We start from the raw sequence: 17,443 nt of genomic DNA, 5'->3' as shown, positions 1-17,443 counted from the left end.
ATTGATTAAATTTTTCTTATTTCTACGCGACGATTTATTGCTTTGGCCGTCGCTGTTGTTTCATTTGTAAGTGGTTGCGCATCACCAACTCCATCTATTGACAAGATATCTGGCGTAATATTAAAATCATTAATGAGGACATTATAAACTGATTCTGCACGCTTTCGCGAAAGCGTGATGTTATCATCATATTGCCCATCACTGTCAGTGTGACCTATAATTTGATATGAATTCTCAGGATTATTCTCAATCTCTCGAGCAATTGCCTTTATAGTAGCGTAGGATTCTGGGTTTAAGCTTGCGCTTCCTGACTGGAATGTTATTCCATGAGCTTGATAAGAGTCGGTATGAAACAAACTTGTAGGAATTTCAACCTGTCCAGCATATTTAATGTTACTGATATAAAAATGTTGATTTGCCGGTGAAACATTACTAGCAAATCGGATTGTATGATACAGCACATCCGGTTGCACCGCTTGGGTCATATCAATTACTTTTTCACTATTGATATACATTTTTATACGAGTATCCTTTTTTACAATTGAAACGTGATGCTTTTGATAAGGTTGTGCAGTTTTATTTGATAATACCGCATGAGGTTGTTTTGTAGATGCGTCTGTAGATCTACTTGTTGTTTTTTTATATAGTATCGCTCCTTTACCACCACCGCCAGAACCTGCGCCTATACGCAAATAGGTGTAAAAATTACCTTTATAAGGTTTTGACAAATAACTATATGGATCTTCAAGATCACTAAGTATGACATCAAAGTGTCGCTTAAATGCATATTCGTCCATTTTAAAATCATAAACAAAGTCAAATTCCAGTGTAAAATCGGATTGTAAATTATTGGCGATCTCACTTATAACGATAGTCCTTGATCCTGCCCCAATTTTTAGCCATTTTTCATTGAATTCCTCGAGCTTTACTACTTCAGTTCCTGCGTTTGTATGCCAGCTAGTGGGAAAATCTCCAATAAGCACATTAGAAAAATCTTCAAAGTAGAGAAGATTCTCTCCTGGTGTAAAATCAAATTTTGAATATGTTTTAAAAGTAGATTGATTGTCATAATACATTGAGTCTTTAAACTCAACCATTTCTGATTCTTCCTTCACTATAGGTGTAGCATCATTAACACTATCGTTTCCAAATAACAGGTCTTCTACTCCTTTATCTACTTTATTTTCTATTTTCTTTTCAGTCTGCTGGACTTTTTGATCAATTTTCTTCTTTAATTTTTTAAAGAATTGAGCTTGACCATTAAAGGCTGTTAACATAAATAAGCACGTTAACAGGGTACAAAGGTTTTTCATGATTAGAGTTTTTAATTGATTTACTCCTTAATGAAGAGCAGGAATAAAAGGTTAACAAAAACTAAAAATTTGTAACTTTAATTCCTCTAACCAACGGATAATGAATCATCAACAAGAAGAGACCATTTACCTTCTAAAATCTGGAGATCGATCCTATTATGAAAAAATCTATTTGCATTACAAGCAAGATTTTAAAGGATACGCTCTTAAACGAGGTATTCCACTACATGATGTTGATCAATTATATCAAGACAGTTTTGTTCAACTGTATCAAAATGTCGCTGCCGGTAAATTAACTACACTTACTAGTAGCTTAAAGACCTATTTATTTGGAATAGGGAATTATAAGATGATGGAATACTATAAATCTAAAGGTACTTATGTTAACCTTGATACTGATAATGACATTAAACAAGAAAACCCCATGATGTTCTTTGAAGAACAACCATTGACTGAAAATCAAAATAAATTAAATACCGCATTAAACAAAATAGGCACTAGATGCAGAAATATTCTTGAGTTATTTTATTTACAAGGTTTGAGTATTAAAGAAATACTAGCAACCGAGAATTATAGTAGTGAAAATACAGTCAAAGCACAAAAAAGCAGGTGTTTAAAACAACTTAAAGAATTAGCAAACAAAGCAGATGGATAAAGAACAGCTCATACAATTAATTATACATAATAAGGCTAACGATAATCAGAAAAATAAATTTGAAAAACTCGTTAATACTGACCTAGAGTTCAAAAAATCCTATCAAGAGGCACTTGATATGCGTGCTGCATTAATTAAATCAAAATCTGCAGAATTGAGAAATTTGTTTGACAAACTCGAAAGTACACATAGAGATAAAAAGCAATTTTCTAGAAAATTATCTATAAAAACAATCATTCCTTTTGTTGCGGCGGCTAGCATCTTGCTTTTCATATTGTTATGGAATAGTTCTCCTTCAAATGACGAAATTTATAATCAATATTACACTCCTTATCGCAATGTAATAGTAAATATAGAAAGAGGCGAAACAATAGGAGATGATCAAGTGAGTCGAGCTTTTTACAATTATGAAAGTAAAAATTATGCAGTGGCATATAAACAATTTGATAGCATATATAATCAAGATAATCAAAGCTTCTATTTGTTTTATCAAGCTAATGCCGCGCTGGGAAATGAAGATTATTCTTCTGCAATTGAGCTATATAAAAAACATCAAAAATTACAAGATGACTTCTACGCAAGATCAGGTTGGTACCTAGCCCTTTCTTACGTAAAAATTGGTGAGAAAGAAAAAGCAATCTTGGTACTTGATAAAATAATTGATAATCAAAGCTATAACTACAAAAAGGCTCAATCTCTATTACAAACTTTAAAAGAATAAATCCTTAATTTTTTAGGCTATGAGAACCAACCAAACAAGCAGAATCATCTCTTACCTTTTGACATCTAGTCTTATGCTTTTCTTATTGGCTTGTAAAAAAACTGAAGACAGCAGCTTTAACAAACAGATAAATACTCACGTTGAGAGTATTATTGAAACCGATAGAATTAATGACTCGTTGAGTAAAAAATTCTATCAACAAGTTCAGGATAGTATAGCTGTTAATAATATTAATCCATCACTCATTTCACTTTTAGACAGCACAACCTTTTATTATGACAAGGTAAAGGTTAAAGACTTAAATTATTTAAATGAAATTTATAAACTTAATTACTCATTTAGATATTACCAAAATGATGTAGAAAATGCGGTACTGAAAATAAAGCAGTTCTTAAAGATTTATAATTCTTTAGAGAATAAAGATTATAAAATAGAATTACCAGCAATTGATTACTTGGTAAATGGATTGCTTAGAACTAGTGACTGTAGTGTTGCGCTTGATGATTACATAAAGCCCACCGTAAGAAAAATTGACTCTTTAATCAAAATAGAATCTACCCCAGAAAATCTTGAATTTTTAGAAACAGCAAAATTATCTCTTTATCAAAACCATCTTTCCTGTACACAAGTAATGGATAACGGATTTGAAAAAATTAAAGTCCTCAAAGAAATCGAACCTCTTTTAACCCCAAAATACAAAGGAAAGGATTATCTGTTTCAAATTCTAGATTTAATCGATAACGTATCAGACACTTATCATGCATTAGGTGATTACGATAAATTTCAACTTTATCTACACATGTATGAAAACCTACCTGCAGAAAGAGATGCAATAGATAAACAAATCCTCATGGACAGGTACATGATGCATGCAACAAACGTAAAATCTGATTCCCTATTCTTTAAATATTATGATGAATCCAGTCGTATTTATCAAACTTCTAGAAATGAATATCCTGAATTTTCTGATGAATACATTACTATTGCTCATTGGCAAAGGATAGCCCACGAGCGCAAGGCAAGATACCTTTTAAAACATGTTGACTCATCCGATAAAGAAATAGCAACTCTATTACATAAAGCTATTAAACTAGTTAGTAATTTTCAATATGATAATTACATCAACCCTATTAATGCGTATAAAAACCTTGTCGAATACCATCTTGCAAACGAAAGAATAGATAGTGCTGAATTTTATTTGAATAAGCATTTAGAAAAATCAAAAACTCTTGAAGACAGTTACCATATAAGAGATAACTATTTTCTAAACACTTTGGTTAAAATACAATCAAGAAATAAAGATTCAATTATTAGAAGTCTAAATGATTACTATGAACATTTAGGCATTTTAAATATCGATTCGTTTATCAATAAACCTGAATTACTTAAAGAAACCTCTTTAAGCGAATCATCTGTAAAAAGGTTTATCAAGCTTGCCCATTCTCTTCATAGAACAGCGACTAACAATCAGGACGACGTATTACTACAAAAAAGTAAAGAGCTATTTCTATTAAGTACTGGATTAATAAATCAGATGAATTTAATCGTAAATAATAATAGTAATTATGTAATACAAATTGACAAAATCAATAACGCTCTGGTTCAAATCGATGATAAACTATCTCAATTAAATGCCTTAAATGAAGACGATATTTTTAAAACGGTAATAGCTTTAGAACAAAACCATTCCGTTGAAATAAAATTAAAGTCAAGGTTGTATAAGAATGTAAAAAACGATTCCGTTCTCCTCAGTTGGCTTTCGCAAAAATACTCTCTCGAAAAAAGGATAAAGAAAATCTCTCAAGAACAATCTAAGGACTCTATAAGTCAATTTAGTTATCCAACACTGGTTAATGATCTTAATAACGTTAATCAAAACATAGAAGAGAACTATCCTTACCTATCTACTAACAAGCAAGGTCAAATTACCATTTCATCTCTTAAAAGTTTGGCAAGCAAGCAAACCTCTCATGTATACTATAATGGTGACGATGGCCTTTATTTATATTCTGTAAGTCAAAATCCTTATACCATTAGACTACTTAACAACGAGGAGTTTAATAATATAAATAATAGAACCATCCAGTCAATCGCTAATAAAGAGCCGTTACTACCCACAATTAATATTGGCAACAAACAATTTACTAACGTCACAATTACACGATATGGCGCTACTCAAAACCTACCGCTCCATTACTTAGTCTCAAATTATGCTGGTAAAAATATAAGCTATTCATTGCAACTTCAAAGTCATCAATTTGATGGCGATCAAAGACCATCATCTTCGCTCATTATTACACCATCCTACACAAATGTAAGCAACAGTCTAGCAGCTGTTATTGAACGATCTGGCTCCTATTCATTACCCTTTGCACGTGACGAAGCAACCTATATTTCTAAATTATTTGACGGTACTCTTTTTATTGATGAAGATGCTACTAAAGAGAAATATATTGAGAACGCACCCAACCACAATGTTCACCATCTCGCTATGCATGCTGTAATTGACGAAGATAATGATTATGATGCAAGGTTATTATTTCAGGGTGAAAACGATGAGGATTTTCTAAACCTAGAAGAAATTTACAAATTGCATTTAAATGCAGATTTAGTGACATTAAGCGCCTGTAATACTGCTTATGGTAAAATAGATCCTATTGAAGGTGCAATGAGTCTTTCTCGAGCATTTCAATATGCAGGTGCAAGAGCAACCATAACTAGTTTGTGGCGTGTTCCTGATAGAGAGACATCGATTATGATGAAGAGCTTCTATTCTCATCTTAAAAAAGGTCAACCCAAAGATGTTGCACTTAGACTAGCTCAGGAAGAATATGTATCTAATCAAGTAGAAGAAGAATTTAAACATCCCTATTATTGGGCTGGTTTCATACTTACTGGAGACACTAATCCTATAATTTATTCAGATTCACCGTTGGAAAACCTATGGTATGTGATTCCTTTCATACTATTATTGATAGTTATCTATATCACGCTTTCGCGAAAGCGAAAAAAACAATAATCCCTTGTTAACCTATTTCATAGAGATGCCATTAATGGTAAACTAATCTCATGAAAACATTTTACATTTTACTATTTACCACCTTCATTTGTCAAGCTCAATTCTATGGTCCCGATGACTTTAGAATAAGTGATGCTGGAGGATTTGGAAACACTACATCAAGTGTTGACTTTCCAGACATAGCCTACAATTCTAACAACCACACTTACCTTGCGGTATGGGAAAGCGCCGATACAGATTTCAATGGAGTTGTAGCAAATAACAGTCAAATAATTGGACGATTTATCGATTTAAACGGAAATGTATTAGGGAATGATATTCTCATTTCATCTTTAAATCTAGGACAAGCTCCATTGGAGAATCGTTTCCCTCGAGTAGCTTTTAATTCCTCAAACAATACTTTTCTTGTGGTTTACCAAGGACAACTTAACGCCAATAAAAGTGAAATTTATGGTGTGGTATTAGATCAAAATGGTTCAATAATATCGAGTGATTATAGAATAACAAATTCCAGCTCTAGTGGGAATTCTTCAAACGATGCACGTACACCAGCTCTTGTATATAACTCCTTGTTAAATGAATATTTTATGGCTTATATAATGGTAAGTCAAGCAACAAGTACTGTTAATGGATCATTGGAACTTTATGGTCAAAGACTTGATCAAAATGGCTTACAAATAGGCACAAGTTTTCCTATAACCAACTCTGCCAACGGTATACAAACCAACGGATCCATACCCGATGTGATCTTTAATCCTAATGCAAGAGAATATGCTGTTACCTATGTTGCATCACCTATTAATAATCAAGAAGAGGCTTTTGTTACCACTGTTAGTGAAAATGGTAATCTAGTTAACCAATATCAATTAAGTAATAGAGGAAGTATAAACAGCAACAGTTTTGGTAATAAATGGGTAAGAGCTGCATACAGCACGACAGACAATCGGTACATCTTTGTTTATGAAGCTGATAATTCTCAAGCAGGAGAAATAGATGTATTTGGAGTTATATACGATGATTCTATGAATATTCTAGTTCCTGAGTTTGAAATTAGTCAAGTAGGTGCTCAGGACACTAGGCACGATGCAGCAACTGCAGATGTTGATTGGAACCCAAACGACAATACATTTTATGTCGTTTTCAACGCAAATCCTTTTTTCTCAAACAGGTTCGAAAGAGAAATATTCATGAGAACTGTAACCACTACAGGAGTGACAGGAAATTCATTGTTGCGTGTATCTGCAGCACCAGTTAATGCTGATGGAAGTGCATTTTTACCCAGAATAGTTAGTAACGGTCAAGCGGCACTTTTAATTGTGTACAAAGCAGAGGATACTTCAAGTGGAAGTATGATGGTAAATCAAGAATATGAAGTTTATGGACAACTATATGGTAGTAGTACCCTTAGCTTAGATTCAAATCAACAATCTCAAATTGAGTTTTACCCTAACCCATCCAAAGACTATATATTTATTGAAGGAAATGGTGATGTAGAAAAATCGGTTACTATTTCTAGTCTATCTGGAACACTATTACTGCACCATCAAGAAATAAATCAAAACCTCACCAAAATTGACATTTCAAACTTGGCTACTGGTGTATATTTCTTAACGGTTACGACTAATAATGACATCATTACTTGGAAGTTTATTAAATCGCAGTAGCTTAGACAAACTATATAAATAAAAAAGCTCGCTTAAAGCGAGCTTTTGATTTTTTTAAATAGCTACTAATTAAAGTGCATTAACGTGCTTAGCAAGTTTAGACTTTAAATTACCTGCTTTATTAGAATGAATAATATTCTTTTTTGCTAATTTATCAATCATAGATGATACTTCAACATATAATTTTTCAGCAGCTCCTTTATCAGAAGTCTCACGTAATTTTTTGATAGCATTACGAGTTGTTTTGTGCTGGTGCTTATTTCTAAGTCTAGCTGTCTCGTTTCTTCTAATTCTTTTTAAAGCACTTTTGTGATTTGCCATAATCTTTGTAAAAATCGTCTATTTAAAGACTTGTTTTATTGTAGCCCGTAGGGGAATCGAACCCCTCTTTCCAGGATGAAAACCTGGCGTCCTAACCGATAGACGAACGGGCCATTGAGTTTTGCTCGTTTAGCGGATGCAAAAATAAGAGCTTTTTACGATTTGCCAAACTATTAAGTAAAAAAAATGAATAAATTTTTCAAATTATTTTTACTATTCTCAATTTCAATTAATTAGATCCCTAATAAGCCTTAGCAAACAATACCCTTCTTGTACTAGGTTTCCCAGAGAATACGCAAGTTCCTTGTTCTTCCTTAGCATCAAGAGGGATACACCTAATCGTGGCCTTAGTCAGTTCTTTAATTTTATCTTCTGTCTCTGCCGTTCCATCCCAATGAGCACTTATAAAGCCCGTTTTGTTTTCTAAAACGTTTTTAAACTCATCAAATGTTTCAACTTTAGTAATGTGATTATCTCTAAAATCTAATGCTTTATTAAACAATGACTCTTGAATTTCTTTGAGCAATTCTTTCACACGCATGGCTATTCCTTCAGAAGGAACCACTTCTTTAGTCAGGTTATCTCTTCTAGCGAGTTCTACCGTGCCATTTGCTATGTCTCTTGCGCCAATCGCAATTCTTAATGGAACTCCTTGTAATTCATGCTGTGCAAACTTTGCTCCTGGTCTTAAGGTATCTCGATTGTCATATTTAACAGTTACTCCTAGTGACCTAAGATCTTTCATCATCTCAACTGCAACGGTTGTAACTTCCTTGAATTGATCTTCTCCTTTATATATAGGTACTATGACAACTTGATTTGGTGCCAGATTTGGAGGTAATACCAAACCTTTATCGTCACTGTGAGTCATAATCAAAGCACCCATTAATCTAGTAGAAACTCCCCAAGACGTTGCCCATACATAATCTTGCTTCCCTTCTTTAGAGGTAAACTTAACATCAAATGCCTTGGCAAAATTTTGACCTAAAAAGTGACTAGTACCTGCCTGTAAAGCTTTACCATCCTGCATTAGAGCTTCAATACAATAAGTCTCATCGGCGCCGGCAAATCGTTCACTTTCAGTTTTCAAACCTTTAACCACTGGAATCGCCATGAAATTTTGAACGAAATCAGAGTAAACATTATTCATTAACTCTGCTTCTTGAATCGCTTCTTCTTTAGTTTCATGAGCAGTATGACCTTCTTGCCACAAAAACTCTGCAGTTCTTAAAAACAGCCTTGTTCTCATTTCCCATCTAACAACATTGGCCCATTGGTTTATTAATAAAGGTAGATCCCTATAACTTTGAATCCATCCTTTATAGGTATTCCATATGATCGCCTCACTGGTAGGTCGCACAACCAACTCCTCTTCCAATTTAGCTTGAGGATCTACTCGTAATTTTCCTGGATTTTCAGGATCATTTTGAAGTCTATAATGAGTTACTACAGCACATTCCTTAGCAAAACCTTCAGCATTTTTTTCTTCCGCTTCAAACAGGCTTTTAGGAACAAATAAAGGAAAATAAGCATTTTGATGACCTGTTTCTTTAAACATACGATCTAACTCTGCTTGCATTTTTTCCCAAATAGCAAATCCATAAGGTTTGATAACCATACATCCTCTTACAGCACTGTTTTCTGCAAGATCAGCCTTTACCACTAGTTCATTATACCATTTGGAGTAATCCTCTGCTCTACTTGTTAGGTTTTTAGACATTTATTAATTTTTTGGCACAAATATTGCGCTTAGATTAGAAGTTTGTTAATCCTTATTATTAGGATAGCAAAACTACTTATTTTTATCAAATGCTATCAAAAAAATCAAAAGTTATGAGAATCAATTACAATTTTAGAAAAAAATGGATTTCTGCGAGCATGCTTATTGCTCTTAGTGTAATCATGTCTTCATGTGGTACCTATGACAATGTTTCTTATAATGATGGCATTTATGGTGAATCAGAATCGGCAAAAGTTGATAACACTCCTACATATCAAGATGACAGCGCAGGCTACTATCAAAGACTTTTTGAACAAGAAGGTGAACAATTTGGGAATAACTTTGAAGTCGACAGTGTATTTACTGATGTGGAATCATATTCTGGAGGCAGTTATGATTCTTCAAACCCAGATGCTACAGCTACCTATGGTGGCGGTAATCCTGCATGGGGAGAAAATCCATCTCAAATTAATATAAATTATATAGATAACGGATGGGGTTTAGCACCTGGTTGGGGTTGGAACAATTGGGGATACAACCCAGGATTCGGTTGGGGTTCAGCAAGGTGGGGAATTTTTGGTGCTCCTGGCTATAGGTTTAACAACTGGGCCTGGGGTGGATTCGGGTATTGGTCACCTGTTTGGGGTTGGAATAACTATGCTTGGCTCAGCTGGAATAATTGGGGATTTTTTCCAGGCTGGGGCTACGGAAATGGTTGGTATACCAATAACTCTGGCTGGGGTTACAACCAAAATAATTTCGCTTATGTCAATAGAGGTAGATCTTCAAGAGGTTACAGCCTAAACTCAAATACAAGAGGTAGAGCCGCTTATGGAAGTCGCAACTCCACAAATGGTAGATACTATTCTGGCCGAAGCACCTCAAATAGAAGAAGTAGTTCGATATCTAGAAGTAGTAGAACCTCTCGAAATAGTAGTATTTCAAGAACATCAAGAAGCTCTACTCGTAGTACCAGAGTAGGAACAAGAAGTTCTAGTTCTCGTAGTAGCGGAATGAGATCTGGTAGCTCTAGAACAAGCCGTTCTTCAGGTATGAGAAGCAGTGGTAGCTCTTCAAGATCCTCAGGAATGAGAAGTGGAGGATCTAGTGGTAGATCTTCAGGTGGTGGACGTTCATCAAGCTCGAGAGGTCGTAGAGGATAATTAGAAAGTTAAATTATATGAAAAAGGCAATAATTATAGGCGCGCTCGCACTGGGTGCGCTTTTTTCAAACGCTCAATCTGTTCAAGAAGGACTTACTTACACTCCACAAGATATATATGGAACAGCTAGATTTAGAGCTCTTAGCGGAGCAATGGGATCATTAGGAGGTGATTTATCTGCAATTGGAGTAAATCCTGCTGGTTCAACAGTATTTGCAAATAATTACGTTTCATTAAGTTTAAATGTATTTAATCAAGATGCCGACACAGATTACTTTGGAAGCACTTCAAATGATGGCAGTACTGATATAACTATCAATCAAGTAGGCGGTGTTCTAGTATTTGAAGGCAACAATGAATCTGGCGTTACTAAATTTTCTCTAGGTATCAATTACGATGCTTTAAGAAATTATGATACTAGGCTCTTTTTTAATGGCGTAAGTGACACTTCTATCTCTCAATATTTTTTGAATAACGCTAACGGTATTACTCTTGACAATTTACAGTTACAAAATGGAGAAACAGTAAGCGGTCTTTATAGGTTCCTTGGGGAAAATGTAGGTTTTGACGCACAACAAGCCTTCTTAGGATATGAAGCTTTTATAATAAACGCTATTGATGATACCGACCCAAATAATATTGATTACGTATCAAACACTGGTAATGGTCCATACAATCAGACATATTTTGAAGACTCTAATGGGTATCAAAACAAAACATCTTTCAACGGAGCTTTAGAAATTGATAATAAATTTAGCTTAGGTCTTAATGTAAATATTCATTACTTATTTAATGAAAAGTTTACTCGCGCAACCGAAAACAGCAATGGCAATGTTTCGAGAACTAGATTTGACAATGTATTAAGAACAGACGGTAGTGGTGTAAGTTTTCAATTAGGTACGATAGCAAAGGTTACAAAGCAATTTCGTCTAGGTTTGTCTTATGAGTCACCAACATGGTATACTATTGAAGATAATTTAGTTCAGGAGATCGAAGCATCAGGAGCTAACATTAATGCTATAGTTGCTCCTAGAGTAGAAAACTTATTTGCCCCTTACGATTTAAGGCTTCCAGGAAGTTGGACGGCAAGTGCTAGTTATGTTTTTGGCAAAAAAGGGCTTATAAGTCTGGACTACGGTATAAGAGATTACACGAATATGAAGTTTTCTCCAGAAAACGATTTCATTTTTTCTCAAAACAACCAATTTATTTCCAACAATCTAGACACAGTTACCACTTTGAAAATAGGTGGAGAATATCGCGTTAAAAATTGGTCACTGCGTGGTGGTTATAGAATGATTGATTCGCCTTACAAGGATAAAAGTATTATGGATGATCTTACAGGTTATAGTTTAGGTTTGGGATATTCATGGGGAAATACGGTTCTAGATTTGTCTTATGATTACTCCGAACAAGATTTCTCTCAAAACCTTGCTTCTGGAGGATTAGATACCTCTGGGAACGTACAAAACAGTCTAACTAATATCGTATTAACCTTAGGATTTAATTTATAAAAGGTTAACTCTTAACAAGAAAAAAGCTGCATTTCCGATAGATGCAGCTTTTTTTATGCCTAGGATTAAAATATTTTTAATTATTGTGCTTGGTAGTGTTTAGTTATTACGCTTTCGCGAAAGCGTAATCAAATAAATAACAAGCCGTTTTAAAACCTAGTAAGCAAAAGCCCGCATTTAAAATGCGGCTTTAATAATGTATACGATGAAGAGATTATCTTTTTAAAGCAAAGTGTCCAGTAGCCTCTGCGGATTGTCCTTCAAATTGATATTCAATTTTAAACCAATAATCAGAACTTGGTAGAGGCTCTCCATTAAAAGTTCCGTCCCAACCAGGACCATCGGTTGCTATTTGTTTTAGGAATTTCCCATAACGATCAAAAATGTATACCTGTGTTCCTGGTAGTCTATCACCTCCAATAATATTCCAAGTGTCGTGATAGCCGTCTGCATTAGGAGTAAAATAATCAGGATATCCATATACAAACACCTCTACAACTACTTCACCACAACCAGTTCGTTCTGCAATTGCCATTGTGTGAGGTCCAGGACTTACATCATTAAAGTATGGTGAATTTTGGTAAGGTCCACCGTCTAAACTAAACCAATATTGATCTGGACCTTCTGTAGTTACAAAAATATTATGTGAAAAATCAAAAGGGTCTGTGGTAACCTCAACATCATAGGAAAGAGGAATTCCCGAAAAACGTACATTAGTATTTTCAGTTTGTTGACAGCCAGTAAACAAGTCTGTCACTAACACTTCATAATCTCCATCTTCTGTTGCATTCAAAAAGGAATCAGATGCACCAGCTATGATTGTACCATTTCGAGTCCATTCAAAAGAATAATCTTGATTATTAAGACCTGTATCAAGTAATTCAGGTCCATTTATAAGAACTCCGTTTTCATCTCTACACAAAATATATTGCGGCAGTAATTGTGGATCTGGTAAATCATTAAACAATAAATCTAAGGTGGTAAATCCTTCACAGCCTAAACCTGGGATTTCAACCCTAACGAATACAGTTGTATCACCGCTAAAATCATAATTAGCATTCAATGGGTTAATGCCATCCTGGGCGTCTTGAGAGGTTTCATGGAAGGTTACATCACTTGTTTGTCCTCCTGTTATCTCTGGGATAGCAGTAGTTAAATCTACCGTAGCTATTCCAGTTCCATCATCACATGATTCAAGTGGTGTTGCAACAAACGCATTAGGCGCTGCAAGTGCCTCTATTTCAAAAGTACCCACAGCAAAACAACCGGTTGAAGCATTTTCTAATCGATAATGAATGGTTTGTGGATTAGAAATATTATTGTAACTGTTACCATCCAATGGGTTTGTTTGTGAAACAGCATCGGCTTGTGACTCATAAAATGTTACTACTGCCGATTGACCGTTAATTATTTCTGCAGTGCGATCGCTTAAAGAAAACATACCTACACCATCATTATCATCGTCACATACTTCAAGATCTGAAACCGTAACCGTTTGTGGAATTGGATTTACGGTGATGCTGAAACTTGATGTATTTGAACAGCCTGTTGTATTATTCACTACACTAGCGTAAATCGTTTCAGAAGTGGAAGTATTTGAATAATTGGTATTTAAAGGATTAATAGCTGAATCTGCATCGGTTTGAGATGCATGATAAGTTATAGTATAATCAGCAGGATTTAAACCATTCAATATCACGGCATCGTTTTGAGATAAGTCAAAAACTTCTATACCATCTCCTGATATATCATCACACAATTCCAAATCATTACCATTAATAATAGAAGGAGCTGGATTAACAATTATATCAAAATTTACTGTTGAAAAACAGGTCGCATTCACTACACTTTCCATTCTTACATAAATGGTCTCTGTAGCCGCAGTATTATCATAACTTGTTGAATTTAAAGGATTGGTATTTGAATCAGCATTAGCTTGAGAAGAAAAGTAAGTTATCACATAATCTGCTGCGTTCAATCCGTTTAAAATTGCCGCATCTTGTGTACTTAAGTTAAAATTCTCAATACCGTCATTAGAAGGATCATCACAAACCACTAGATCTGCAGGACTTGTTGCTACCGGTAACTCATTAACAACAAGATTAAAACTACCTGTTGTAAAACACGAACCATTAGTCACACCTTCTACCCTTACAAAAATTTGCTCTCCCCCTATTGTACTGTTTGTATAAGAACTTGGAGAAGCTATAGCATTAGTCGCAGCATCAGCATCTGATTGAGAAAGATAGTAAGTTATCAAAACATCTACTGGATTTTGTCCGTTTAGAATATCAACCTCTTGCGAGGTCAAATCAAATATTTCAATACCGTCGTTACTTACATCATCACAAACAATTATATCCTGTGCTGTATTAAAAACACCTAAATAATCCACTTGTAATGCGAATTGAACTACATCGAAACAAGCGGTATTGCTAGAATTTTCTAACCTAGCATAGATTGTTTGCGGATTTGAAATATTTGAATAAGCTGTTGAGTTAGTAATTGGATTTGTATTTGAAGTAGCATCGGCCATTGATTCAAAGTAACTAATATTTCCAGTTGTTACCGTTTGAATACCGGCGTCTTGTGAGGTAAGATCAAAAACTTCTACCCCATCATTACTTACGTCATCACAAACCACCATATCATTTGGGGTGGTTGCTACTGGTAATTCATCAACCACAATATTGAAACTTCCAGTAGTATAACAAGCAGCATTAGGCACGCCTTCTACTCGTACAAAAATTTGTTCACCACCTACAACTCCATTAGTGTAAGAAGAAGGAGTTGCAATAGCATTGATATTAGCATCTGCATCGCCTTGAGAAAGGTGGTATGTTATAGAAACATCTGCTGGATTTTGACCATTCAAGATATCAACTTCTTGAGTAGTTAAATCAAAGATTTCTATTCCATCATTAGTGGCATCATCACACACCACCATATCAGAGGCTGTATTATACACTCCTAAATAATCAACTTGTATTGCAAATTGTGCTACATCAAAACATGATGGATCAATAGGGTTTTCCAACCTCGCGTAAATAATTTGAGGATTAGAAATATTAGAGTATCCAGTAGGGTTAGTAATAGCGTTTGTATTTGCAGAAGCATCTGCCAGAGTTTCAAAATAGGTAACGTTACCACCAGTTACCGATTGAACATCTGCATCTTGAGTAGTAAGATCAAAAACCTCAACACCGTCATTGCTAGCATCATCACATACCACTATATCGTTAACCGGACCAGTAATGGTTTGATTAACCGTTATATCAAAAGGCAATACTGCGTTACAAGAAGGATCAGCAGTGCTCACAATTCTTATCCAAATAGTTACAGTACCCGAAGCTTGGTTATAAGGAAGCGGTATTGGATTTGCTCCAGTTGTAGCATCTGCCTGTGAGGTGTGAAATGTCATCGTAAAATTAGTTCCTACCGTTCCACCGCCGCCACCAGACAAGCTACTATTTACATAACCTTGTAAATCAAAATTAACAAGAGCCGTACAGCTGTTAATATCTGGAATCGTTACTGTTCCAAAGTCTATAATCGACACTTGAAAACCAGCTGGATCTACCTCAATACAACTATTTGCTAGGTTTGTAATAGAAACATAGACAGTCTCTGGAGAAGTAGTTGTTACGTATGCACTAGGATTTGCAATAGGATTAGTTGCGTTCTCTGCGTCGTTCAAGGTATTATGGTAAGCGACTGAAAAATCGGCCGGATTTAAACCATTTAATACAATAGGTGTATTAACCGTAAGGTCAACAGCTGTAGTACCTAAAGTTCCACATTCAACAATATCATTTGGTGCAGCATCGAGAATTTCCTGTTCTACAGTTATACAAACCTGTTCTGTATAAATACAACCAAAGCTGTCCGTAAATTCATAAGTATAACAGTTCAGACCTTCAGTAGTAGGTGTTACTGTTATCACATCACCATTTGTGGCTGTAATAGAAGGATCTGGCAACCATCTCGTTGCACTACTACCAGGAGTAAAGTTGAACTCACCTGGTATTATTGCTGGATCAAAATTAATACCCCATTGAAAAATATAACCGTTGTCCGAACCTAAATTATCTACTATATCTATACACCACTGACCGTTTAATGGACTTCCTATTAAATTAGTATAAGGATCAAATGGAAGATAATCACCAGCAGGAATAGTCGCGTTTGCAGCTGCGGCCTGAGCCCATGTTTGTGTCGCTGCTCGTTGTTCTGTAAAATAGTATAAAAATCCTCTTCCAGGGCTCAAGTCTGAGTCATTATCTATTGGAATTCCTAAAAATGTTCCGCCACCATTAGAATATTGATGAAGAACTGCTGTTTGTCCATTTGGAGAAATTATAGTCACCTCTAGATCTCCTAAATAGGAATGTTCCATTTCTAAGAAGATATCTACGATATCAGATGCATTAGTTACCACTGCGCCAGGAGTAAAAATATCAACATTTATACAGGTTTGATAGGAAACACCACTACCATCAGGAAGGAAAGTTTGTCCTGCGACAGGTGGAGTTGGGTTTATCGAAAATTCAACCGGCGTAACTACTCCAGTAATGTCGGTACTATCTCCAAAACAAATGGTGGTGTCATCAGGTTGAGTACCCGTAAAATCAGGATCTGTTGAAACAAAGATTATTAAGTCTATTTCCTCTCTATCAGTACAGCCAATATTATCAGTTACAGTAAATTGAACGTTGTATATTCCAGGACTCGCATACGTTTCACTCACCATTTGGCCAGTTACTGTTCCATTACCATTTCCTAGATCCCACTCGTATGTTGCTCCTGTTCCATCTAAACTAAAAGTTGCGCTTCCGTCAAAATTCACAGTAGTACCTTGACAAATTCTTAAAATCCCGTCTGCATCGGTTGCTGGAGTTGTTGTAATAGAAGGCGTTATTGTTTGACATGGATCAAAACAACCTCGCGTCGCTCTCCAACCTGCATTATTCGTATTTGTACCATCTGAAACAAAGGTGATAAACAAACAACCTGTCGAATTAGTAGGAGAAGCTTCTATCACTCCTGGCGCAGTAGTTGTATTTGTACCTGTGTAAAGAACAGGTGCTGTATTATCATCACCGTCATAAATAGTTAAAACATCATTAGGACCTATATCTATAAGTCCAATATTGAATTGCATTCTATCTGTCGGGATAATAGGACATAAAATAAGTTCACCATTTTCATTGTTTCCATAATTTCCTGCAGGACCACCACTATCATTTAAAAAAGCATTGTTACAACCTACATATCTCTCGGTTGCATTGGTGGGCATATTAATAGTTTGAACCTGGCTGTATGCTGTGATTGCCACTGTAAAAAAGAGCAAACT

Annotated in this window: 10 protein-coding genes and 1 tRNA gene; 6 read left to right on the top strand and 5 right to left on the bottom strand. The window is 35.2% G+C overall.

The window, feature by feature from the left end; translation table 11 throughout:
• Window positions 1-5: 5 nt before the first annotated feature.
• The gene (locus tag AAT17_RS09795; RefSeq protein ID WP_060523954.1) at window positions 6-1,277 is read right to left on the bottom strand and encodes an OmpA family protein; all 1,272 of its coding nucleotides are present in this window, start codon (window positions 1,275-1,277) and stop codon (window positions 6-8) included.
• Between the two features lie 136 nt (window positions 1,278-1,413).
• On the opposite strand from AAT17_RS09795, the gene AAT17_RS09790 reads away from it, so the two are divergent.
• From AAT17_RS09790 to AAT17_RS09775, 4 genes are read left to right on the top strand one after another with little or no spacing between them, the layout of a single operon-like run.
• On the top strand, window positions 1,414-1,968 hold the full coding sequence (locus AAT17_RS09790; protein WP_060523952.1) for an RNA polymerase sigma factor: 555 nt from the start codon (window positions 1,414-1,416) through the stop codon (window positions 1,966-1,968).
• Complete coding sequence (locus tag AAT17_RS09785; protein WP_060523950.1) at window positions 1,961-2,689, top strand: tol-pal system YbgF family protein; 729 nt, start codon at window positions 1,961-1,963, stop codon at window positions 2,687-2,689. The genes AAT17_RS09790 and AAT17_RS09785 overlap by 8 nt, the downstream gene beginning before the upstream one ends.
• A gap of 19 nt (window positions 2,690-2,708) precedes the next feature.
• Window positions 2,709-5,708, top strand: coding sequence for a CHAT domain-containing protein (locus AAT17_RS09780; protein ID WP_082586939.1), 3,000 nt, complete (start codon window positions 2,709-2,711; stop codon window positions 5,706-5,708).
• Between the two features lie 50 nt (window positions 5,709-5,758).
• The gene (locus AAT17_RS09775; RefSeq protein WP_060523946.1) at window positions 5,759-7,372 is read left to right on the top strand and encodes a T9SS type A sorting domain-containing protein; all 1,614 of its coding nucleotides are present in this window, start codon (window positions 5,759-5,761) and stop codon (window positions 7,370-7,372) included.
• Window positions 7,373-7,441: 69 nt separating this feature from the next.
• Here the strand turns inward: AAT17_RS09775 and rpsT are convergent, their stop codons facing one another.
• The 3 genes from rpsT to proS all read right to left on the bottom strand — a co-directional run bounded on the left by rpsT (window position 7,442) and on the right by proS (window position 9,413).
• A complete protein-coding gene (rpsT, locus tag AAT17_RS09770) occupies window positions 7,442-7,693 on the bottom strand; it encodes a 30S ribosomal protein S20 (protein ID WP_042277382.1) in 252 nt (83 codons plus the stop codon).
• Between the two features lie 41 nt (window positions 7,694-7,734).
• Window positions 7,735-7,806: transfer RNA gene (locus AAT17_RS09765), tRNA-Glu, on the bottom strand.
• 128 nt (window positions 7,807-7,934) lie between these two features.
• Window positions 7,935-9,413: a proline--tRNA ligase gene (gene proS, locus AAT17_RS09760; RefSeq protein ID WP_060523945.1), complete on the bottom strand. Its 1,479-nt coding sequence runs from the start codon at window positions 9,411-9,413 to the stop codon at window positions 7,935-7,937.
• 113 nt (window positions 9,414-9,526) lie between these two features.
• Here proS and AAT17_RS09755 point away from each other — a divergent pair, with 113 nt between their 5' ends.
• Window positions 9,527-10,576 carry a hypothetical protein gene (locus AAT17_RS09755; protein WP_082587009.1) on the top strand — a complete coding sequence of 350 codons (1,050 nt, stop codon included), beginning with the start codon at window positions 9,527-9,529 and terminating at the stop codon, window positions 10,574-10,576.
• Between the two features lie 17 nt (window positions 10,577-10,593).
• Window positions 10,594-12,090 carry an OmpP1/FadL family transporter gene (locus tag AAT17_RS09750; RefSeq protein ID WP_060523940.1) on the top strand — a complete coding sequence of 499 codons (1,497 nt, stop codon included), beginning with the start codon at window positions 10,594-10,596 and terminating at the stop codon, window positions 12,088-12,090.
• A gap of 214 nt (window positions 12,091-12,304) precedes the next feature.
• On the opposite strand, the gene AAT17_RS09745 is transcribed toward AAT17_RS09750, so the two are convergent.
• A complete protein-coding gene (locus AAT17_RS09745; RefSeq protein WP_172792954.1) occupies window positions 12,305-17,386 on the bottom strand; it encodes a T9SS type B sorting domain-containing protein in 5,082 nt (1,693 codons plus the stop codon).
• Between the last annotated feature and the right edge of the window lie 57 nt (window positions 17,387-17,443).

This window comes from Nonlabens sp. MIC269 (genome assembly GCF_001430865.1).
In the GTDB taxonomy this organism is placed as follows: Bacteria; Bacteroidota; Bacteroidia; order Flavobacteriales; family Flavobacteriaceae; genus Nonlabens; species Nonlabens tegetincola.
Note: the sequence above shows the minus strand (reverse complement) of the source record. Positions and strands in the feature narration are given on the sequence as shown.